This window comes from Clostridium gasigenes (genome assembly GCF_017348895.1).
Classification (GTDB): domain Bacteria; phylum Bacillota; class Clostridia; order Clostridiales; family Clostridiaceae; genus Clostridium; species Clostridium gasigenes.
In genome coordinates this window covers 3,428,208-3,449,648 of record NZ_CP071376.1, presented here as the reverse complement: position 1 = coordinate 3,449,648, position 21,441 = coordinate 3,428,208, and the positions used below count along the sequence as shown (strand labels likewise).

At 28.2% G+C, this 21,441-nt stretch carries 24 protein-coding genes; 15 read left to right on the top strand and 9 right to left on the bottom strand.

The features are described from left to right. The 8 genes from J1C67_RS16150 to J1C67_RS16115 all read left to right on the top strand — a co-directional run bounded on the left by J1C67_RS16150 (nt 1) and on the right by J1C67_RS16115 (nt 7,278). A complete protein-coding gene (locus tag J1C67_RS16150; RefSeq protein WP_167865204.1) occupies nt 1-771 on the top strand; it encodes an ABC transporter ATP-binding protein in 771 nt (256 codons plus the stop codon). Next, a complete protein-coding gene (locus J1C67_RS16145) occupies nt 764-1,474 on the top strand; it encodes an ABC transporter ATP-binding protein (RefSeq protein ID WP_167865203.1) in 711 nt (236 codons plus the stop codon). The genes J1C67_RS16150 and J1C67_RS16145 overlap by 8 nt, the downstream gene beginning before the upstream one ends. A 351-nt stretch (nt 1,475-1,825) precedes the next feature. Beyond that, the gene (locus tag J1C67_RS16140; protein ID WP_167865329.1) at nt 1,826-2,506 is read left to right on the top strand and encodes a DUF1186 domain-containing protein; all 681 of its coding nucleotides are present in this window, start codon (nt 1,826-1,828) and stop codon (nt 2,504-2,506) included. A gap of 47 nt (nt 2,507-2,553) precedes the next feature. After that, nucleotides 2,554-3,012 carry a C-GCAxxG-C-C family protein gene (locus J1C67_RS16135; RefSeq protein WP_167865202.1) on the top strand — a complete coding sequence of 153 codons (459 nt, stop codon included), beginning with the start codon at nt 2,554-2,556 and terminating at the stop codon, nt 3,010-3,012. A gap of 166 nt (nt 3,013-3,178) precedes the next feature. Beyond that, nucleotides 3,179-3,934 (top strand): LbetaH domain-containing protein, encoded by a 756-nt coding sequence (locus tag J1C67_RS16130; RefSeq protein WP_167865201.1) that lies wholly within the window; start codon nt 3,179-3,181, stop codon nt 3,932-3,934. A 255-nt stretch (nt 3,935-4,189) separates the two neighbouring features. Then, entirely contained in the window at nt 4,190-5,467 is a 1,278-nt protein-coding gene (gene guaD / locus J1C67_RS16125) for a guanine deaminase (RefSeq protein ID WP_207713764.1), read from the top strand. Between the two features lie 99 nt (nt 5,468-5,566). Further along, entirely contained in the window at nt 5,567-6,121 is a 555-nt protein-coding gene (locus J1C67_RS16120; RefSeq protein ID WP_167865200.1) for an ECF transporter S component, read from the top strand. An 8-nt stretch (nt 6,122-6,129) separates the two neighbouring features. Then, entirely contained in the window at nt 6,130-7,278 is a 1,149-nt protein-coding gene (locus J1C67_RS16115; protein WP_167865199.1) for a pyridoxal-phosphate-dependent aminotransferase family protein, read from the top strand. A gap of 112 nt (nt 7,279-7,390) precedes the next feature. Here J1C67_RS16115 and queC read toward each other — a convergent pair whose 3' ends face one another. The 9 genes from queC to neuC all read right to left on the bottom strand — a co-directional run bounded on the left by queC (nt 7,391) and on the right by neuC (nt 14,663). Next, a complete protein-coding gene (gene queC, locus J1C67_RS16110; protein ID WP_167865198.1) occupies nt 7,391-8,050 on the bottom strand; it encodes a 7-cyano-7-deazaguanine synthase QueC in 660 nt (219 codons plus the stop codon). 30 nt (nt 8,051-8,080) lie between these two features. Continuing rightward, the gene (gene folE / locus J1C67_RS16105) at nt 8,081-8,671 is read right to left on the bottom strand and encodes a GTP cyclohydrolase I FolE (protein WP_167865197.1); all 591 of its coding nucleotides are present in this window, start codon (nt 8,669-8,671) and stop codon (nt 8,081-8,083) included. 3 nt (nt 8,672-8,674) lie between these two features. Beyond that, nucleotides 8,675-9,340 carry a putative 7-carboxy-7-deazaguanine synthase QueE gene (gene queE, locus J1C67_RS16100; RefSeq protein WP_167865196.1) on the bottom strand — a complete coding sequence of 222 codons (666 nt, stop codon included), beginning with the start codon at nt 9,338-9,340 and terminating at the stop codon, nt 8,675-8,677. 1 nt (nt 9,341) lies between these two features. Next, entirely contained in the window at nt 9,342-9,773 is a 432-nt protein-coding gene (queD, locus tag J1C67_RS16095) for a 6-carboxytetrahydropterin synthase QueD (protein WP_167865195.1), read from the bottom strand. Between the two features lie 51 nt (nt 9,774-9,824). Continuing rightward, nucleotides 9,825-10,634, bottom strand: a complete 810-nt coding sequence (locus J1C67_RS16090; protein WP_167865194.1) for an acyl-CoA dehydratase activase — start codon at nt 10,632-10,634, stop codon at nt 9,825-9,827. Then, nucleotides 10,622-11,632 carry a 2-hydroxyacyl-CoA dehydratase family protein gene (locus tag J1C67_RS16085; protein WP_167865193.1) on the bottom strand — a complete coding sequence of 337 codons (1,011 nt, stop codon included), beginning with the start codon at nt 11,630-11,632 and terminating at the stop codon, nt 10,622-10,624. Before J1C67_RS16085 ends, J1C67_RS16090 begins: the two co-directional genes overlap by 13 nt. 360 nt (nt 11,633-11,992) lie before the next feature. Then, nucleotides 11,993-12,838, bottom strand: coding sequence for a polyamine aminopropyltransferase (speE, locus tag J1C67_RS16080; protein WP_089966548.1), 846 nt, complete (start codon nt 12,836-12,838; stop codon nt 11,993-11,995). A 14-nt stretch (nt 12,839-12,852) separates the two neighbouring features. Beyond that, a complete protein-coding gene (gene speD / locus J1C67_RS16075; protein WP_341423414.1) occupies nt 12,853-13,266 on the bottom strand; it encodes an adenosylmethionine decarboxylase in 414 nt (137 codons plus the stop codon). Nucleotides 13,267-13,496: 230 nt separating this feature from the next. Continuing rightward, complete coding sequence (gene neuC / locus J1C67_RS16070) at nt 13,497-14,663, bottom strand: UDP-N-acetylglucosamine 2-epimerase (RefSeq protein ID WP_167865192.1); 1,167 nt, start codon at nt 14,661-14,663, stop codon at nt 13,497-13,499. Between the two features lie 193 nt (nt 14,664-14,856). On the opposite strand from neuC, the gene rffA reads away from it, so the two are divergent. The 7 genes from rffA to J1C67_RS16035 all read left to right on the top strand — a co-directional run bounded on the left by rffA (nt 14,857) and on the right by J1C67_RS16035 (nt 21,427). Further along, nucleotides 14,857-15,990: a dTDP-4-amino-4,6-dideoxygalactose transaminase gene (rffA, locus tag J1C67_RS16065; RefSeq protein WP_167865191.1), complete on the top strand. Its 1,134-nt coding sequence runs from the start codon at nt 14,857-14,859 to the stop codon at nt 15,988-15,990. A 30-nt stretch (nt 15,991-16,020) separates the two neighbouring features. After that, a complete protein-coding gene (locus tag J1C67_RS16060) occupies nt 16,021-16,707 on the top strand; it encodes a WbqC family protein (RefSeq protein ID WP_167865190.1) in 687 nt (228 codons plus the stop codon). 30 nt (nt 16,708-16,737) lie between these two features. After that, nucleotides 16,738-17,259, top strand: coding sequence for an acyltransferase (locus J1C67_RS16055; protein WP_207253526.1), 522 nt, complete (start codon nt 16,738-16,740; stop codon nt 17,257-17,259). A gap of 97 nt (nt 17,260-17,356) precedes the next feature. Then, the gene (locus J1C67_RS16050) at nt 17,357-18,874 is read left to right on the top strand and encodes a glycosyltransferase (RefSeq protein ID WP_167865189.1); all 1,518 of its coding nucleotides are present in this window, start codon (nt 17,357-17,359) and stop codon (nt 18,872-18,874) included. A gap of 83 nt (nt 18,875-18,957) precedes the next feature. After that, nucleotides 18,958-19,260 carry a hypothetical protein gene (locus J1C67_RS16045; RefSeq protein WP_167865188.1) on the top strand — a complete coding sequence of 101 codons (303 nt, stop codon included), beginning with the start codon at nt 18,958-18,960 and terminating at the stop codon, nt 19,258-19,260. Nucleotides 19,261-19,339: 79 nt separating this feature from the next. Further along, entirely contained in the window at nt 19,340-19,630 is a 291-nt protein-coding gene (locus J1C67_RS16040) for a hypothetical protein (RefSeq protein WP_089966322.1), read from the top strand. Between the two features lie 57 nt (nt 19,631-19,687). Further along, nucleotides 19,688-21,427, top strand: a complete 1,740-nt coding sequence (locus tag J1C67_RS16035) for a motility associated factor glycosyltransferase family protein (RefSeq protein ID WP_167865187.1) — start codon at nt 19,688-19,690, stop codon at nt 21,425-21,427. Nucleotides 21,428-21,441 lie beyond the last annotated feature (14 nt).

Here is a 21,441-nt window from a genome sequence, read left to right as displayed (position 1 = left end):
ATGGCATTACTAAAGATAGAAAATGCAATGATGCAATTTGGAGGTCTTACTGCTGTAAAAGATTTTAATCTTGAAATTAATGAAGGTGAGATAGTTTCTTTAATTGGGCCTAATGGAGCTGGTAAAACTACAGCTTTTAATATGATAACAAATGTTTATACACCTACGAAAGGAAAAATTACTTTTAACAATACAGATATTACTGGAATGAGACAGGATCTTATAACCAAAACAGGAATAGCTAGAACTTTTCAAAATATAAGACTTTTTAAAGATTTAAGCGTACTTGATAATGTATTGATTGGAAACCATGTTCATATTAAATCCAATTTTATTGAAGCTATATTAAAGATACCTAAGTATAAGAGAGAAGAAAAGGAAATGCTTGAAAAATCCCTTTCTCTTTTAGAAGAATTAGGACTTAAAGATGTAATAAACGAAAAGGCTGGTTCTCTTCCTTATGGTAAACAGAGAAAACTTGAAATAGCAAGAGCTCTTGCAACAAACCCTAAGATTCTTCTTCTTGATGAACCAGCTGCTGGTATGAATCCTACAGAAACAGATGAACTTACAGCTTTTATTAAGGAAATTAAAGAAAAATTCAATTTATCTATATTTATGATAGAGCATCATATGAATATGGTCATGAGTTTATCAGACAAAATACAGGTGTTTGAATATGGGATTACTATAGCTGAAGGTACTCCTTCTGAAATACAAAATGATAAAAGGGTTATAGATGCATATTTGGGGGTGACTGAAGATGATTAAAATAGATGATTTAGTAGTATCCTATGGTGGAATAGAGGCTTTGAAAGGTATAAGTTTAGAAGTGCCAAGTGGAAAAATAGTAACTCTAGTTGGATCTAATGGAGCAGGGAAAAGTACTACATTAAAAGCTATAGTAGGTCTTGTCAAACCTAAAAGCGGTAGTATAAATTATGAAGGTATAGATCTAACAAAACTTAATACTGAGGATATGGTTAAAAAAGGTATAGCCTTAGTTCCAGAAGGAAGAAGAGTTTTTGCAGACCTTACAGTACTGGAAAACTTAAAAATAGGTGCTTATTCACGAAAAGATAAAACGGGGATAGCGGAGGATTTAGAAAAAATATATTCACTTTTTCCTAGATTAAAAGAAAGAAATTGGCAAGCGGCAGGTACTCTTTCAGGTGGAGAGCAACAGATGCTTGCTATAGGCAGAGCTCTTATGTCAAGACCTAAGTTAATAATGATGGATGAACCTTCTTTAGGGCTTGCGCCTATAATTGTAAAAGAATTATTTGGAATTATAAAGAAAATTAATAAAGAGGGTATGACAGTTCTTTTAATAGAACAAAATGCTAATGCAGCTTTAAAAATAGCTGATATAGGTTATATTATGGAAACTGGAAAGATAATATTAAAGGGTGAGGGTAAGGACTTGGTTAATAATGAAGAAATTAAAAAAGCTTACCTTGGTGACTTACTGTAATATAGAGACTGTAATAAGATTTGAGTTTATACAAATCTTGTTACAGTTTTTTTTATAATTGATTACTATGAAATATGGGGTAAAATGGTTGATTTTCAAGTATGAGGATTATTATTAGTTTAGAGATTATTAATTATAGTAAGTACAAATTAAATGAAAATTGGGTTATCACTTAGGGATAACTATATAAAGATTTAGAAAAAAAGTGAAGACAGAGAAGAGTTTTCAAAGTATAATGATAATAAACTTGTTTAATAGTGATTGTACTATAATCCTTTATCTTGGGATTGTTTGGGGAAATAGATACATAATTATTAGGAGTTGCAAAAAAAGCAACAGTTAGGAGATCTTATGAACAAAACTATAGAAGAAATATTTAATGGTATTAAGCATAATGAGGGTAGATTACCCAAAGAAGAATTACAAGAGTTAATAAGAAGAGAAGATGAAACAAGAGTTTTCTTAATAGATTATATGGAAGACTTTAAAAAGGATTATAAAGTAGCACTAGAGGATATGTCATACTTTGGTCACATATATGCAACATATTTACTAGCTCAATTTAAAGAAAAGAAATTTTATGACATATATTTAGATATATTAGAATTACCAGATAATGAAGCAATGGCTTTATATGATGATGGTATTAAAGAACATGGTGGCAATATTATTGCTTCAGTTTATAATGGAGACGATACTAGATTAATTGAAATGATACAAAGTGATAATGTGTCTAAAGAAATTAAGTATGCAGTAAAGAATGCCTTTGAAATAATACAAAGTGCTAATCCTAGATATATAGACAATATTTTTGATGAAATAGTTAATTGGGAATGTTTTAAAGGAGAAGAAGAAAGAAAAGAAAAAGCAGAATCAGAAAAAGAAGAAGAAGATTCTTTAAACAATTTAATAGCAAGTGAACTAAAAAAGGGACTTAACGACTTTATAATGAAAAATTCAGTTGAAATAGGTAGAAATGATTCATGCAGCTGTGGAAGTGGTAAGAAATATAAAAAATGTTGTGGTAAATAAGAAGGTATAAATTCCAAAAGAAAAATAATGTTTTAGGGGCGATTATATTGAATAAAATTATTGACTTAAATAAGATTAAAACTACTGCAGAAAATTACTATCGGAATGGAGATTTTTTTTGTTCTGAAGCCATAGTAAAGACAATCAAAGATGAATTTGGTCTATCTATATCTGATGATATTATTGCAATGGCTTCAGGTTTCCCAATAGGCATAGGTGGCTCTGGTTGTACATGCGGTGCAGTTGTAGGTGGTGTCATGGCAATAGGATTATTCTTTGGTAGAAATGAACCAAAAGATACAAAAGTTAATAAGGCTATGGAGTTATCTAAAGAATTGCATGATATTTTTAAAGAGAGACATAAGTTTTTATGCTGTAGGGTTTTAACAAAAGGTATGACACTTGGTTCTGAGGAACATATGGAACAATGTATTTATTTTACTGGTGAAGTAGCAGAGGAAGCAGCAAAAATTATAGTAAGGGAATTAAATTTGGAAATTAAATAATAAAGATTAAATGAATCCACTAGAAAAAAATCTAGTGGATTTATTTTTATGTTTAGATGAAATGAAGTTGGATAGTATCGATGAAGCTATTATAAGCACAAATTTTAAGAGAAGGTAATAGTATAGTAGTAATAATTTTATGAAAACTACTATTGGAGGGTAAATTATGTGGAATGAAAACAAATGTATAGAACTAAAAGCTAATAAGAATTTTGATCAAAGTATTGTAGAAATTAAAAAAATAAATAATGATACTAAATATCCAGTAAACTTATATTCATATTTTGTAGGTAAAAATCCATATACATCTTTTAATGCTTCTAGCAAATATCCAAGTATTGAATCTTCTGTATTTATAGGACCATTTTCTACTATTATAGGAGATGTTACTATAAATAAACATGTCTTTATAGCTTGTAATGTAACTATTAGAGCAGATGAGGGAACACCATTTTATATTGGGTCAAACTCTAATATTCAAGATGGAGTAATATTTCATGGGCTAAAGAATAATCAATTTATTGTAAATAAAAAAAAATATTCCATTTATGTTGGTAACAACACTTCCATTGCTCATGGTGCTTTAATTCATGGTCCTTGTATTGTGGGGAATAATGTTTTTGTTGGATTTAATTCTTTAGTTTTTAATTCTATAGTAGAGGATGGATGTTATATATCTTCAAACGCTACTGTAAGTGATGGAGTAAGGATAAAAGCAAATAAATTTGTTCCAACGGGAGCATTAATAGATACTCAGGCAAAAGCTGATGATTTAGACAATGTACCAAAGGATAGTTCTGATTTTGCAAAAAAAGTAGTAAAGGTTAATGTAGAGCTTGAATCGAGCTATTCTCTAATGTTTGGTGATGTTAAATGCAGTTGTGGGTTATGCTGTAATAGTAAAAGATTAGAGTATAATTAGCATCCATCAATTAGCAAACATCTTTTTATTGCTAAAGGAGGGGTTGCTAGCACCACGGAGTTTGAACTTAATTTTATTTTGAAAAATATTTATTAGAGCATATATTAAATTAAAAATAAATATCTATTGCAAAAATTTACCGGTATTTGTATAATTAAATGATTGCTGATGTATATGTATGTATAAATAACTTAAAATACGAATATACCCATTCTATATATTATTAAATTATTATTTAAGGAGGTATTTATTGAAATGATATATGCAGTTAAAGGAAATATTATTTTTACTAAGACTTTAGATAAATTCAATATATTTGTAAACGGATACATCGTTGTAGAGGATAGATTAGTAAGAGGAGTTTATGAATCTCTTCCTGAAGAATTTAATAAGATAGATGTAATAGATTATGGTAATTCACTTATTATACCAGGTTTTTCAGATTTACACACACATGCACCACAATTTGCAAATATGGGTTTAGGACTTGATAAGGAATTAATGCCTTGGCTTGAAACCTACACATTCCCAGAGGAAGCTAAATTCTCAGATATTAGTTATGCTAAAAGGGTATATTCTGCTTTTATAAGGGAATTATGGAAGTTTGGGACTACAAGATCTGTTGTATTTGCTACTATTCATAAGGAGTCTACAGCATTATTAATGGATTTATTTGCAGATGCAGGGTTAGGTGCATATGTAGGAAAGGTAAATATGAATAGGAATTCACCAGAATTTCTAACAGAGACATTAGAGGATTCTATTGAGGATACAAAATATCTATTAGAAGAATACTGTAATAAGTACCCACTTGTTAAACCAATAATTACACCAAGATTCGTTCCAACTTGTAGTTTTGATCTTTTAAAAAATCTTGGAGCATTAGCTAAGGAATATAATATTCCTGTACAATCTCATCTATGTGAAAATTATAGTGAAATTAGCTTTGTTAAACAATTGCATCCTGAATTTGATAATTATGCGAATGTATATGACGCAGCTGGATTATTTGGAGATATGCCAACTGTAATGGCTCACTGTGTTTTAGTAGATGAAGATGAAATAGAACTAATGGCAAGAAAAAAGGTTTTTGTTGCTCATAGCCCAAATTCTAATAGCAATTTATCAAGTGGTATAGCTCCTATAAGAAGATTAATAAAAAGAGGAGTGCCTGTTGGGTTAGCAACTGATGTATCAGCAGGTCATAGCTTATCAATTACTAACGTAATGGTTAATGCGGCACAAGCATCAAATATAAAATGGCTTGAGAGCAATAAAGTAGACAAGTCTCTTAGTACTGTAGAACTATTTTATCTTGCAACAAAAGGCGGGGGAGAATTTTTTGGAAAAGTAGGAAGTTTTGAAGAAGGATATGAGTTTGATGCTTTAGTTATTGATGATAGTAATTTATCAATATTTAAACCTTTATCAATAGAGGAAAGATTGCAGAAGTTCATCTATACTGGAGATGATAGAAATATTAAAGAAAGATATGTTTCAGGTAAAAAAGTAGAAGAACCAAAGTGTTATTAAAATTGTACCGATACACTTGAAAAATCCTCAATATACTATATTATTATATTAATAGTAAGTGCACTTATAAGAAATTATAAATGAATTGAGGGATGTATAATGAATAGTAATAATATTAAAAATTTAGTGCTAAACAGTCTATTTATAGCATTAGTTTATGTGGCAACAAGATTTATAAATATACCTGGACCAACTCCAGGAGGATTATTTCATTTAGGAAATGTTATGTTTTTTACCATAGCAATTGTTTTTGGTAAAAAGGCAGGGGCAATATCAGGAGGAGTTGGTATGGCACTTTTTGATTTAACAAGCCCTTATGCTATATGGGCCCCTTTTACTTTAGTTATTAGGATGGCAATGGGTTATATAATAGGAGCTGCAGCAGAAAAATTTCAAAAAAAGAAAGTTTATAATATAGTAAGTATTTTAGTTGGAATAACTGTAGCCACATTAGTTATGATTGTTGGATATTATATATCAGAAGTTATACTATATCATAATTTTATAACTCCATTACAATCAGTTTGGGGAAATTTTATGCAAAGCGTTGTAGGGACTGTTATAGGAGTACCTTTTTCAGTAACATTAAAAGCAGCCTTAAAAAAAGCAAATGTTAATATATATCTTGAAGATAAAAGAATATCAATTAAATAGGAGGAGCTATGGCAAAAATATTAATGACACCAGGGCCTACTTATATACATGAAGATGTAAGAGAGGCATTAAGAAAGCAAATAACAAATCCTGATTTAGATATTGATTTCTTTGAATTTTATAAATCTTTATGTAGCAAGATAGGTGAAGTGTTAAAAACAGATAATGAGATAATAATATTATCAGGAGAAGGAATATTAGGACTTGAAGCATCTATAGCTTCATTAGTTGAACCTTCAGATAAGGTTTTATGTATTGAAAATGGTATTTACGGTTATGGGTTTGGAGATTTTGTAAAACTTTTTGGCGGTAAGGTTAATTATTGCTCCTCTGATAGAAGAGAAGGAATAAATATTCAAGTTTTAAGAGAATATCTTAAGGAAAATCATGATTTTAAAGTTGCTACAGTAGTACATTGTGAAACACCTTCTGGTATAACTAATCCAGTAAAAGAAGTTGTTTCACTTTTAAATGAATATGGAATAATTTCAATAGTAGATTCTGTTTCTAGTATTGGTGGTGAAGAACTTTATGTTGATGAATGGGGAATAGATGTTGCCATAGGTGCATCTCAAAAATGTATTTCAGCACCCCCAGGATTAACATTTCTTTCATTAAGTAATAGAGCAAAGGAAAAAATGTATAATAGAAAAAGTAATATACCGGGATTTTATAATAATTTAACTATATGGAAGGATTGGTACGAGAAAAAATGGTTTCCATACACTCAACCAATTAGTGATTTGTATGCATTAGATGTAGCAATTGATAGAGTATTGAATAATAAAGAATTTTTAAAGATTCATGCAGACATAGCTACATCCTTAAGATCTACAATAAAAGAAGCTGGTTTAGAATTATATCCTAAAAGTTTTTATTCTAACACAGTAACTTCAGTAGTAGTGCCAGAGGGTATTTCTTTTAATGAAATATTCAAATCTTTAAACAATGAATATAATATCTTAATAGGTGGAGGATTTGATTTCTTAGAAAATAAAATATTTAGAATAGGACATATGGGTGAAAATTGTAATATAAATAATATAATTATTACATTAAAAGCTTTAGATGAAATTTTTTTAAGTAGTGGAATATATCTAAAAAAATCATTGGATGAATCATTTACAAATAATTACTTGCGCAGATTGGCACTCTAGAAGAAATAAAGAATAAAAATAGACCTTAAAAGGCCTATTTTTTTTATCTATTTATTTTGGCTTAAATCAAATATCTATAATATGCATTTGATTATTATTTACTGAGAAATATTTACTTTAAATATTTTTTTTTAAATTCTAGATATCCATTTTTTCTTAATTGGCAAGCGGGGCATTCACCACAACCGGTACTTATTATTCCGTTGTAACAAGTCAAAGTTTCTTTTTTAACAATATCAAGCACTCCTAAATCATTTGCCATTTTCCAAGTTTCTGCTTTGTTGATCCACATTAATGGAGTAAGAATATCAAACTCATAACCCATAGCTAAGGTTAATGTAACATTTAATGATTTTATGAATACGTCTCTACAGTCTGGATATCCACTAAAATCACTTTGAGAAACACCTGTTATTATAGTATTTATTTCTCTTTGCTTTGCAAATATTGCAACAAAGGTTAAAAACAACAGGTTTCTTCCATCTACAAATGAATTTGGTGTTCCTTCTTTAGGAGCATCCTTATCAACCTCTATATCTTGTCTAGTTAATGAATTAGGTGCTAGCTGATTTAATAAAGCTAAATCTAAAATATGATGCTCGACATTATGTTTTTTACATATGGCTTTTGCACACTCTAATTCTAGCTTATGTTTTTGATTATAATCAAAGGACACTGCGATAACTTCTTTAAACCTCTCTTTTGCCCAAAATAAACAGGTTGTGCTGTCTTGACCGCCACTAAATACTACTACTGCTTTTTCTTTATTCATAATCTATACCATCCTTATTATAATTTTAAATTATTTTCTATAAAGCATCATTAAGTTATTATTAAAAATTTGATCAGTATTAAATCTTCCTCTTAAAGTTGTTGATACTGTTTTAGTACCGGGCTTTTGTATTCCTCTAGTACTCATGCAACCATGTTCACCTTCTATAATAACAGCTACATCTTCTGAACAAGTTACTTTTTGCATAATGTATGCTATGTCAGTTCCTATTCTTTCTTGAAGTTGTAGTTTTCTACCTACCATATCAGCTATTCTAGCTATTTTACTAAGACCAATAACTTTTCCATTAGGGATATAGGCTACTGAAACCTTCATATTATACATAAGTGCTAGATGATGTTCGCAGTGGCTAAAGATTTCTATATCCTTCATAAAAACTATATCATTAGGATTGCCTTTTACAGATAAATCATCTTCAAAAGTTGTATTAAACATAGTTACAATTTCATCATTAGAATAGTTCATACCCTTAAATAAGTCCTCATACATTTTAGCTACACGCTTAGGAGTATCCTGAAGACCTTCTCTATCTGGATTATCACCTAAAGCTATTAAAATACCTCTTATATGTTCTTCTATTGCTTTTGTATCAATTGCCATTTGTTATACACCTCTCTTGTTTTTATCCCATATGATTTTATGAATTTGTATTTGTAAATTCACGTTATTCATATTGTTATCTTTCATAAAGTCTACCATATCACTTATATTAATTTTACCAAATACAGGGCTAATATATACGCTAGCTTTATCTATTAGGTTATATTTATCTATTATATATTTAGATTTACTTAAATCGTCTAAGCTACCACATACAAATTTAACCGTATCATTTTTAGTTAAATACTCAAAGTTAGCTAGGGCCATTTTATCCTCCATATTACTTGAAGGAAGCTTATAATCCATAGTAAAGCTTGGGGGATTTTTTATATTGCAGAACTTATTTATAAGTACACTTCCATTAGTTTCTATTTCAACACTAAGTTCAGCATCTTTAGATAAAACCTCTAATAACTCTAGTATTCCATTTTGAAGAAGAGGCTCTCCACCAGTTAAGGTTATATTCTTAACCTTTGTGGATTTTATATATTCATATATATCCATAGAGGACATTGAATCATAAGAAACATTTTTTTCGTTTGCCCAAGTGGTGTCGCAATAGCTACAGTTTAAATTACAACCTGCAAATCTTATAAATATCGCTAATTGCCCACAAAGGCGACCTTCTCCATTAATACTAACAAATTTTTCAACTACCTTAAAATCCATTTTAATTAGCCTCACTTTCTTCATATACAGCGCTATTAGTAGGGGTTTCATAAACTGTAGCTCTTTTTACGTTATAGCCTTTATCTTTCATTGTGTTAAAGAAAAATGCTGCAAAGTTTTCAGCTGTAGGCCTAAAATTAACTTCTATTGTTTTAAAACCATCTTTATTTATACAACTTAAAGTTTCTTCTCTCATAGTGTCTTTTTCTATAATTAACGCATGATCATAATAATCCGCCATAGACTTAACATCTTTTTTCAAATCTCCAAAGTCTATTACCATACCATCAAGTTGTCCACCTTTTACTAAGGTTTCTGATTGTACTTCAATTTCAACCTTCCATCTGTGTCCGTGAATATTTCCACATTTACCTTCATAGTTAGACAGGAAATGTGCGCTATCAAAGCTATGTTCTGCTTTTAAAATATACATTATTATTCCTCCAAATTTAGTTTAAAACAGTAAGAGCTATAAAGAAATATACTAGAAAATTGGGCTATCATTTTTTTGAAAGTGGCTTATATTGTTAGTAGGTGAAGAAGAGTTGAAGCCATAATAGCAACAACCGATTGCTCCATTAAACTGAGGCTCTCCAACTGATACTAGTTCTTCATAATCATTTTTAAGATATTTTTTTATTGCAGAATTATTAGCAACACCACCAGTTATAATTAATTTTTTGCCTTTAAATTTATTTAAAAGAGGGTGTAGCCTTCTATAAAGAGAGTAGTTAACACCAGCACAAAGACTTTCGATACTAGCGCCCTCAGCTATTTTTCCAATTAATTCTGATTCAGAAAATACTGCACAAGTTGAATTTAGTGTTACAGGATTTTCAGAGTACTTACTCATATGATCAAGAGATATTTCAAGCACATTTGCCATGTTTTCTAAATATCTTCCACAAGAGGCAGCACATTTTTCATTAAGTTCTAAATCAGTAGTAAGTCCTTTTTCCACTTTAATAACCTTAACATCTTGGCCACCTACATCTAAAAGTATAAAATCTTTTAATGAAGTTTGATAAATAGCTCCATAAACATGAGCTTTTAGCTCATTTATAGGTTTAAAAAGCTTTAAATCAGTATTGTTTTTTCCATAACCTGTAGATATTGCTTTATCAATTTGACCTATATTAAGCTTTTCTAAATCTACTATTATTTTACCATCAAAGCTACAGTAATCTCTGTAAAAACTCATGGTACTTATTTTTTCCTTTTGTATTATATTATTATCTTCCATTAAAACAATTTTAACTTCTCGGCTTCCGAGGTCTATACCTAATACTCGCATTTTTCACTCTCCTTTAAATCTAATAGCATATCAAGAAAAGCTTCTAATCTAAGTTTAGTTCGTGCATCTAATGTATTTAGTTTATCGCCTTCAATATTTAATATTGGAATATCTAACGACTGCTTTAATACTATATCTTCAATTGCTCTGTAGCAAAAAGCTTGAGTATAGTGAATTATACCATCTAATTTCCTGTCTTTAATTTGCTTTTTCAATTCTTTAATTCTAAATTCAGTATTATAAGGATAAGTGTAATCATAATACTGCTCAAATATATCTAAAGCTTTATCTGCTCTTGGAAAAGCAAATTCTCTTTGGACCTCATTATATACAAAATGAGAATTTAGGTTTTCAACAAATTCGTATATATCAGAAGTCATAGGAGGAACACCTATATAGCCTAATCTTAGCTTTTTATTTAGGGGTTCTCTTTTTTCAATTGTCTCAATAGCTAGTTTTAGGCTAGCTTCAAAAGAATTTATGTCGCAATTAAAGTCACTTAAGCTTACCTGAAATAGATGATTTTCAAAGCCAGTAGCCTTGTTATGTACATATGTAAGCTCATCAAGTTCTTTAGCTAGTTTTCTAATATCATTTAGTCTTTTTCTAACAACTTCAACATTCTCTAGGCTAACATTGAATATATCCATAAATTTTCTTATTTCAACTTCTACGTCTTCCTTTTTATGACTTTGTGGAAATGAAAATGGATAAACAGTAATTCCTTTTAAATTAAGAACTTCAATAAGAGCTTTTGTATTAGAACAGTCACCCTCAATAACTCCAACTATTTCTTTAATATTATTTTCTAAACATGCTCCGTAGATGCCCTTTATCCAAGCACATAGGCTCTTAGGAAAACCATCTCTTTCAGCTATATCTATATATTTTGAATAATCTGAAGAGGTTATAAAAACATTATTTAGATCTACTGGTTCATATCCAGCTGCAATAAGAACCTCTACTGGGACTGTGGTTGTTAATCCTATTTTTTTCATTATTAAGCCTCCATACATTTATGAAGGGCAGAAACTATATAGTAATAAAGTGTTTTTTTGCAAATAAAAAAGGGCATAAACAGCCCTAGAAGAAAAAAACTACTTAAAATCCGTAGTTGTGCCCTAGTTTTGTTTATAGACAGGATGGTTACGAACTGTCTTCAATATTCTTTTTGTAAAAATAGTTTACTTTATGTTATTAAATAAGTCAATTGGAATTCAATTACAAATTAAAGATATATTTATTGGTAATAACCTAAATCAGTTTTAGAGGGATTACCTAACTTCACGGTAATTAATAAAAAAAGCACCGGGATATGTGATTATTCCCTGGTGCAAATATAGGTATATATATTTGTTTTAATCTCTAAGTAGTTGTTTTACATAAGTAGGTAATGAAAAACAGCCTATATGTAAATCTGTATTATAATATTTAGTAGTTAAATTTAAAGCATTCCATCTAGTAGCATCAAAGTCTTTTAGTGGATGAAGATTTTTTGATGCAAAGCAGAACATCCAATGACCAGATGGATAAGTTGGCATATGGTATTGGTAAGCCTCACATACATCAAATAGTTCCTCTAATTTAGAAAATGATCTTCTCATTTCTGTTGCATTATTTGGATAGTAAGGACTCTCACATTGATTTATAAGTATACCTTTATCAGTTAAGGCATTAAAACAATCAGTGTAAAATTCTTTTGTAAATAAACCTTCTCCAGGACCTATTGGATCAGTTGAATCTACAATAATTAAGTCGTATAAATTTTCTTTGCCAGAAATAAATTTAATTCCATCCTCAAAATATAAATTAACACGAGGATCTTCTAGTTTATTAGCTGTAAATGGTAAAAATTCCTGTGAAGCTCTAACAACTAATTCATCTATTTCAACCATATCTATATTAGTTATAGTATTGTATCTAGTTAATTCTCTTACAGTACCACCATCTCCAGCGCCTATTACAAGAATATTTTTTATATCAGGATTTGTAGACATTGCTACATGAGTTATCATTTCATGATAAATAAATTCATCCTTCTCTGTTACCATTGTCCAATTATCAATAACAAGAACTCTACCAAATTCATAAGTGTTTAAAATATCTATTTTTTGAAAATCACTTTGAGCAGAGTAAAGGTGTTCTTTAACCTTCATTGAAAAATTTACGTTATCAGTTTGGTTTTCAGTATACCATAATTCCATATTAGCCATATTATCTATTCCTCCATCTTAAATTTTATATCCATATTATCATAAGCACCATGACCAAAGTTTTTAATTTTATCAACTAATCCTCTAGCAATTTCTGTGGATTCGCTTCTTTCAGATTTTAAAGCATCTTCAAGATATTTAAAGCCAACCCATGGGTTAACAGTGTCTCCACAAGTGAATAAATCAACTGAAGCATATCCATATTCAGGCCAAGTGTGGATAGTAAGATGAGATTCTTGGATTATTACAGCACCACTTACTCCCCATGGATTAAATTTATGGAAGCAACTTGTAACTATTGTTGCATTTGCTTTAATAGCGGCTTGCTTCATATGTTCCTCAATAATTGCATGATCTTTTAGCATATCCTTGTCACAGTTGTAATACTCAACTAAAATATGTCTACCTAATTGTTCAATTTTCATAATATAGTCCTCCGTAAATTAAATTTTTAATTCTAACCAATAGATAAGTATTTTATTAATAAAAATGACTTTCCCATGTAACCTCCTATAAAATAATTGCTTTTTAAAAAGAAAGTTTAGTATAGATAAACTTTAGGTTAACTTATACTAACTAACAATAAGAGTTATTTTATCAAGAAAAGTATTCAATGTCAATATAATAACTTAGACCTAATAGTGTGGTTTTAGAAATTAATATTATAAAATGTCTTTTTTAAATCAATAGTTGAATTTAAGAACTTAGTAATTATATTAATTATTTTATTACAAGTATCTTCACCACCGTAGGGATTAACAATAGATTGTAAAGTATTTTTAAATTCAGGTGATAATGATTTTTTTATTGCTAAAGTTATACTACTAGAATTAGGTTCAGAATTTATTATAGATTCTGCCTGAATACGTCCTTTTTGCCTATCGCCTATATTAACAGTTGGTATTTTAAAAGAAGGAGCTTCAAGAATTCCACTAGATGAATTACCTATTACAAGGCTAGAGTATTTCATAGAACTTAAATAAGGTATTTCACCTAATGAAGTAAAGAACTTAAAATTTTCATTGTTTATTTTAGAATACTTTTCAAGGATATTGTTTATTTCTCTACCATTTGTATCACAATTTCCTTTAGTAATTAAAAATTTCATATTAGAGAAGTTAGCTAAAGCATCTAGTAGTTCATATACTTGGTTTTTAGGACTTGATTTTTCAAGTGTTACAGGATGATATGTTATAAGTCCATAAGGTAAATCCAATTTAAAATCTATACAACTTTCTAATTCTTGTAAGCTTAATAAAGGTAAAGTTTTAATGTTTTCAACACCAATAGAACCTACATTAAATACTCTTATAGGATTTTCTCCTAATTGAATAACTCTTTTTGAATACTCTTTAGTAGAGGTAAAATGAAGATAACTCATTTTAGTTATACAATGTCTAAATGCTTCATCATAAGCACCTTGAGTTGTTTCACCACCATGTAAATGTGCAACCGGAATATTAGCAATATTAGCTGCGGATACTATAGCAAAAATTTCAAATCTATCACCTAAAACTATTAAAATATCAGGACATGTTTCATTAAAATATTCTGAAAAACTAATAATAGCTAATCCCATTGATTTTGATATTCCAACTTTAGTATCAGAACTTAATAGAATTTCTATTTTTTTATCTATTTTAAAGCCATCAGCTTCAATAATATTATAGGTTGCTCCAAATTCATAAGATAAATGCATTCCAGTAACAACTAGATTTAAATCAAAGTCTAAAGCTATATCAAATTTATTTATTAATGGCTTAAGTAAACTATAATCGGCACGGGTACTAGTCACGATACATACTTTTTTTTTCATAATAACCTCCCAAAAAATACATTTAATATAGAACTATATAATTATAATCTTTCATTTAAGGAACAAAAGAAAATTTATTAAATATTATAAGTATATATATGAAGGATTAGAAGGAATTAAACCAAAAGGTTATTTTTTCATTATGGATATATAATTAGTAAAGGCGATAAGTAATAAAGCGAGGTTGTGGAGAATGATAGATTTTAATGTGCCTCCATTTATAGGTAGAGAAGAAGAATATATTATGAAGGCTATAAAAGAAAATAGAGTTATATGTGGTGATGGACCATTTACTAAAAAATGTAATGAATGGTTTGAAAATAAATTTAAAACTAATAAAGCATTGTTAACTACATCATGTACCCATGCATTAGAAATGGCATCATTATTATGTAATATATGTGAAGGAGATGAAGTTATTGCACCGTCATATACATTTGTTTCAACAGTAAATGCTTTTGTTTTAAGAGGTGCTAAAATAGTTTTTGTTGATATAAGACCAGATACTATGAATATAGATGAAAATTTAATTGAAGATGCAATAACTGAAAAAACTAAGGTCATAATTCCTGTTCATTATGCAGGTATAAGTTGTGAAATGGATAAAATAATGGAAATAGCAAAAAAAAATAACCTATATGTAGTTGAGGATGCAGCGCAGGGAGTTATGTCGTTCTATAAAGGAGTAGCACTGGGAACTATAGGTGATTTTGGATGTTATAGTTTTCACGAAACTAAAAATTATAGTATGGGTGAGGGTGGAGCAATTCTAATAAAAAATAAAGATTATATAGAAAGAGCAGAGATAATTAGAGAAAAAGGAACAAACAGAAGTAAATTCTTTAGAGGGCAAGTAGATAAATATTCATGGGTTGATATTGGATCATCATATTTACCAAGTGAACTAAATGCTGCATATTTATATGCACAGTTAGAAGAGGCGAATTCTATAAACGAAGATAGGTTAAAGTCATGGAATATATATTATGAGGGACTAGAGGATCTTAATGATAAACAAATAATTCAGAGACCATATATACCAAAAGAATGTACTAGTAATGGACATATGTTTTATATAAAAGTTAAAGATTTAGAAGAAAGAACAAAACTAATAAATTATTTGAAAAATAATGGAATACTAAGTGTATTTCATTATATTCCGTTACATTCATCTAAAGCTGGAAAAAAGTTTGGGAGATTTAATGGAGTAGATGTTTATACAACTAAAGAAAGTGAAAGATTAGTTAGATTACCATTATATTATGGATTAGATAAAAATAGTATAAATTATATAGTATATAAAATAAACAAGTATTTTGAAAAATAAATCAAGTTTAAAAATAGAAAGGAGGGAGTTATGAGAAAAATAGCTATCTTACAATCTAATTATATTCCCTGGAAGGGTGTATTTGACATGATAAATCAGGTTGATACTTTTGTATTCTTAGAAGATGTTCAATATACAGAGCATGATTGGAGAAATAGAAATAAAATATTAGTAGGAAAAGAAGAAAAATGGATAACAGTACCCATAATGAATAGCGGTAGAAGAGGTCAGAAAATATATGAAGCAGAAATTAATAAAAATATAAATTGGCAAAGGAAACATTATAATGCTTTTAAACTTAATTATAGTAAATCTAAGTATTATAAAGATTATGAGTGGATTTTAGATGAATTATATTTAAAAAGAGAGTGGACAAACTTATCAGAACTAAATATTTATTCAACAAAGTTAATATCAAAGGTTCTAGGAATAAAAACTGAATTTATAAATTCACTTGATTTAGATGCTAAAGGAATAAAGGGTGATAAAGTAATCGAAATATGTAAAAAGCTAAATGCTACAACTTATTTATCAGGGCCAGCAGGGAAAGATTATATAGTGCCACAAAAATTTTCAAGTAATAATATATCACTTGAGTATATGGACTATAAGTATCCAGAATATAAGCAGATAAAGGAATCTTTTGTAACACATGGGGTTACTGTATTAGATTTAATATTTAATTGTGGTGAAAATTCCTCATTATATATATTTTAATAAGAAGTATTTAATTAAAGGAAGTAGGATATGATTTTAAAAAAAAGTCTTAAGTTTATAGATAATTATATATATAAATTTTGCAGAAAATATGTTGATATTATGCCAGAAAGATTTATAAAGATAATAGCTTTTTATCATCCAGATCCATATCTAAGAAAGCAATATTATGAAAAGTTAGGAGTTAGAATGGGTGAGAATACTCTGGCAAATTTAGGGCTAACAGTTATTAGAACTGGGAAAAGTATATGTTTATACATTGGAGATAATGTATCAATAGCACCAAATGTAGTATTTATTTGTAAATCTGAAGCTAACAATGGGAAAGAGATAAATGAAATACAATATGTAAAAGATGTTTTGACAAAAGAAGGAATTATTATAGTTGAAGATGATGTGTGGATAGGTGCAAATGCAACTATAATGCCAGGCATAACTATAGGGAAATGTTCAATAGTTGGGGCTGGGAGTGTAGTAACTATTGATATTGAACCTTATAGTGTGTATGCAGGTGTACCGGCTAGAAAAATTAGAGATTTAAAGGAGAATTGAATATATATAATGAAATAGGAATATTACTTTTTATTGCAGGATATGGTTCATCTAGTTCATCAAAGGTATATGAAATAATTAATAAGTAGGTTGAAAAATGAATATATGTAAAATGAAAAAATCTGAAAGAAAATTAGTAATGTACAATAAAAAATTAATTAGTAATATGAAATTATGTAGAGATTTATTAAGATTTGGAGTGGAAAATATAGATTTTAAAAATGAAAATACTTTGAATCTAGTTGTGTTTTCAATTTCACAATACTATTACTTTTATAAAGATGTAAGATGTTTAGGTTTAATTAAAAATATAATAACTAATGAGAGTGTTAATATTAAAGCAAAAATATATTTATATTGGCAGTTAGTAAGACAGGCGTTTATAAATATAGAAGCGAAAGATAGTATTAGATTAAATAAGATATATTCATATATATTAAGAACTATTGAAATGAAAAATAGTATAAAAGTACCACTAATAAAAGAAGAAAAGGCTAAAGATGAAAAAATAGCAGTATTTATAACAAATCAATTTTTAGCTAATGATAATTCTCCAACTAAAGTTCTGTTATCTATTGCAAAAACTATAAATGACAATTTCACAGGAATAGAAAAAATTTATATATTTAATTCTAGAGAGATGCCAACTTCAATAGAATACTATTATTATAATCCCTTAGTAGCAAATTATATAGAGGATTATGGTGATGATATTTTAAATTGGGTTATGTTAGAGGAAGATATTAATAGATGTGAAATTTATTATGACCAAGGGGGTAAAGATACAAAAGTTATAAAAAGAATAGAGGAAATGCTCCAATCAATAAATAAATTAAATCCTAAATTTATTATTTCTATAGGGGGATCTAGTATATTATCAGATTTATCTAATAGATTTACAAATACTTATACAATAGCAATAAGTGGTGAATTACCAATATCACAAGGTAAGTATTTAGTTAATACAGGTGAAGTAAATAGTATTACCAAAACTAAAATTAATGAATATCAATATTCATTAGAAATTCCTATATCAATGTCAGATATTATGATAAGTGATAATAGCGAAAATAAATACACAAGAAAAGAGTTAGAAATATCAGAAGATACTTTTTTAATATCTATAGTGGGTAATAGGTTAAATGCAGAAGTAACTAAAGAGTTCTTGAAATTATGTGAGGATATATTAGCTGAAAATAAAAGTGCAGCTCTAATTTTTATAGGATCTTTTGATAAAGAAAGTATTAAAGGCAAGGTAGATCCAAAGATATATAACAAAATATATAATATATCCTATGCGCAGAATCTAGTATCAGCCATAGAACTATCAAATTTGTATTTAAATCCTATAAGATTTGGTGGTGGATTAAGTTCAGTTGTTGCTATAAAAACAAATATACCAGTTATTTCAACTGATGTTGGAGATGTTGCAATATATTTAACAGATGAATTTAAAGTGAATGATTATATTGAAATGAAAATACTTGTTAATAAACTTATTAAAGAAAAAGAATTATATGAAAAATATAAGGATAAGACTAAGGAGATATATTTTAAGCATATAAAAAGTAGTTGGAATGGTCTTATTGAATATATATTAAAAGAGGAATATTAAATTTAAAGTAAGGCATTCTTAAAAAATAAATTATAAAGCTTCTAGTTAATTATTTTTTTAAGAATGCCTAATGAGGTGAAAATATGTGTGCTGTTATAAGGAAAATGATAAGTGGAATAGAATTATATAATAACGAAGTGAAAGAATTAAATTTTAATTTTGCTTCTCAAATTAATGAAGGTCGTACACTTTTAAAGGGACGAGTAGTAAATATATTTGGAGAACCAATACCTAAAGCAGCAGTAGAAATTACAGTGTTTGATGAATCTTATATTCCATATAGGGATGTATGTACTGGGATAACATTTACTTTGCTAGATGGGTCTTATGGAATATCACTCCCATACAAAATTTCATATGGGTATAGAATTACTGCGTATTGTTAAAGAAATAATGAACTAAATATATAGTTAAGAATACTATATATAAGGATGAAAAAAATTATTTTCAAAGGAGGAAAATTAAATGGCTAATTATAAACCAAAGAATGTAACTATTAGTGCAGCAAGTACAAAATCAGGTATAGTAAATGCTAAAAATGCATCAACATCTTTATGGGTGTTAGCATTAATAAAGGGATCAGCATTAACACCAACTGGTGCAGCATTAGCAAGTGGAGCTATTTTAATTTGGTCAGATGCAAAAGATCCAGATGTAGATGCTCCAGATTATACAACATTTACAGATCAAAACGGACAATTTGGAATAACTGTAAAAGCAAATACTGCTTATGATATTAGGTTCTATTCTAAATAATAATTAAATTAAAGAGATGTGACAACTTCACATCTCTTTAAAAAAAGAGAGGATTCTATGAAAAAATGTAAAACATTAGATGGAAAATATGTTTATAAAATAAAAAAAAATAGTGAAGAGTATTTTTTAGCAAACAAAGAAAATTATAAAGAAGATATAGACAATTTAATAAAGGAATTAGATGGTTTAAAATTTAATTCTCTTATAATAATTTTTGGTATAGATACAGCAGAATATCTAAATGAGCTTAAAAAAAATATTTGCGAGCAAAATAGAGTAATAATTTATGAACCCAATAAAGATGTATTTGAGGAAAACAAAGTTATAAATTTAACTCATAACAAAATAAAGTTAATTTTATTTGAAAAAGAAAAGGTTAAAGAACAATTATCTTTATTTATAAATCCTTTAAATTTTGATAATTTATATCTTCAATTCTTTGGAAACTATGAAGAGATATATAAAGAGGAAGCAGAAGTATTAACACAGGCATTAGATTATTTATTTGTTGATTCATTATCGTTTATGGTTCTTTCAAATCGATTTGGAGAAGTGTTTATTAGAAATTTAATTTGGAACTTAGATATTATAAATAAATCAACTTCAATTGATAAAATAAAAGGAAAGTATAAAGATGTTCCTGCTATAATCGTATCCGCAGGTCCGTCATTAGAAGAAAATATAAAATCTATGGTTAGAAACAAAGAAGCTTTAAAAAATTATCTAGTTGTAGCAGGAAGTAGAACATTAAAAGCTCTTATTGAAAATGGAATAAACCCAAATCTTATAGTGACTATTGACCCAGTAGATGAAAATTATGAAATGATTAGTGAATATATAAATAGCGATATACCATTAGCTTTTTATGAATACAGCAACAGAAAAATACTTTCTGAATATAAAGGTGAAAAAATTTATTTGTCATCTATATTATCTAAAGTTGTAGAAGAGTTAAATACCTTAAAATCTATATATTTAGGTGGCTCTGTAGCTCATACAGCAGTAGATGTAGCACGAACTCTAGCTTGTAACCCGATAATTTTTGCAGGACAAGACTTAGCGTATACTAATGAAAAGCATCATGCAAAAGAGGCTACTTTCAACTTAGATAAAAGTATAAATTATGAGGCCACAGAGCTTGTGAAAGATGTAAATGGGAATGAGGTTAAAACCAATGCCACATTAAATAGTTTTAGAGAAACTCTCCAAGATTATATTAAAGGAGATAAGAGAATTAATGAAGTAGAATATATAAATGTATCTAATGGTGCGATGATAGAAGGTACTATTCATATGGATTTTGATGATCTATTTAAAACTAATATATTTAATGCAAGTAAATATAATTTTAAACCAATATATAATATGAAAATAAATAGAGATGAAATTATTAATGATATTACTGAGTTCATAAGTTTTTACATTGAAGAAGCAAAATATGGAATTGAGAAATGTACATTGTTACAAGAATGTCATGAAAACAAATCATTAGTTGATATAGATAATGAGGATAAGGATTTTATAGAGTTTATGGAATGCTTTAGTAAAATAATAAACTTTGAAAATTCTAAAAAAAGTATATTTTTAGGTGGTTATTTTAATAATTTCACATCTAATATTAAAAGGGAAAGGTTTAGAATGGATGTAAAGGATTATGAAAGATTAACATCAAATATGAAATATCAAAGTAAATGTCTTCTAGGATATTTTAAAGATATGAAGAAGATGTTAGAAGATGTACAAAAAATAGTAAAAGAAGAGGTAGCGAATTTTAATAAGTATCATAGTATAAATTAAACGTTATATTTTAA

Coding starts and splice junctions, on each gene's coding strand:
- J1C67_RS16150 (WP_167865204.1), top strand. CDS start 1: ATGGCATTACTAAAGATAGAAAATGCAATGATGCAATTTGGAGGTCTT.
- J1C67_RS16145 (WP_167865203.1), top strand. CDS start 764: ATGATTAAAATAGATGATTTAGTAGTATCCTATGGTGGAATAGAGGCT.
- J1C67_RS16140 (WP_167865329.1), top strand. CDS start 1,826: ATGAACAAAACTATAGAAGAAATATTTAATGGTATTAAGCATAATGAG.
- J1C67_RS16130 (WP_167865201.1), top strand. CDS start 3,179: ATGTGGAATGAAAACAAATGTATAGAACTAAAAGCTAATAAGAATTTT.
- guaD (WP_207713764.1), top strand. CDS start 4,190: ATGATATATGCAGTTAAAGGAAATATTATTTTTACTAAGACTTTAGAT.
- J1C67_RS16120 (WP_167865200.1), top strand. CDS start 5,567: ATGAATAGTAATAATATTAAAAATTTAGTGCTAAACAGTCTATTTATA.
- J1C67_RS16115 (WP_167865199.1), top strand. CDS start 6,130: ATGGCAAAAATATTAATGACACCAGGGCCTACTTATATACATGAAGAT.
- queC (WP_167865198.1), bottom strand. CDS start 8,050: ATGAATAAAGAAAAAGCAGTAGTAGTATTTAGTGGCGGTCAAGACAGC.
- folE (WP_167865197.1), bottom strand. CDS start 8,671: ATGGCAATTGATACAAAAGCAATAGAAGAACATATAAGAGGTATTTTA.
- queE (WP_167865196.1), bottom strand. CDS start 9,340: ATGGATTTTAAGGTAGTTGAAAAATTTGTTAGTATTAATGGAGAAGGT.
- queD (WP_167865195.1), bottom strand. CDS start 9,773: ATGTATATTTTAAAAGCAGAACATAGCTTTGATAGCGCACATTTCCTG.
- J1C67_RS16090 (WP_167865194.1), bottom strand. CDS start 10,634: ATGCGAGTATTAGGTATAGACCTCGGAAGCCGAGAAGTTAAAATTGTT.
- J1C67_RS16085 (WP_167865193.1), bottom strand. CDS start 11,632: ATGAAAAAAATAGGATTAACAACCACAGTCCCAGTAGAGGTTCTTATT.
- speE (WP_089966548.1), bottom strand. CDS start 12,838: ATGGAATTATGGTATACTGAAAACCAAACTGATAACGTAAATTTTTCA.
- neuC (WP_167865192.1), bottom strand. CDS start 14,663: ATGAAAAAAAAAGTATGTATCGTGACTAGTACCCGTGCCGATTATAGT.
- rffA (WP_167865191.1), top strand. CDS start 14,857: ATGATAGATTTTAATGTGCCTCCATTTATAGGTAGAGAAGAAGAATAT.
- J1C67_RS16060 (WP_167865190.1), top strand. CDS start 16,021: ATGAGAAAAATAGCTATCTTACAATCTAATTATATTCCCTGGAAGGGT.
- J1C67_RS16055 (WP_207253526.1), top strand. CDS start 16,738: ATGATTTTAAAAAAAAGTCTTAAGTTTATAGATAATTATATATATAAA.
- J1C67_RS16050 (WP_167865189.1), top strand. CDS start 17,357: ATGAATATATGTAAAATGAAAAAATCTGAAAGAAAATTAGTAATGTAC.
- J1C67_RS16045 (WP_167865188.1), top strand. CDS start 18,958: ATGTGTGCTGTTATAAGGAAAATGATAAGTGGAATAGAATTATATAAT.
- J1C67_RS16040 (WP_089966322.1), top strand. CDS start 19,340: ATGGCTAATTATAAACCAAAGAATGTAACTATTAGTGCAGCAAGTACA.
- J1C67_RS16035 (WP_167865187.1), top strand. CDS start 19,688: ATGAAAAAATGTAAAACATTAGATGGAAAATATGTTTATAAAATAAAA.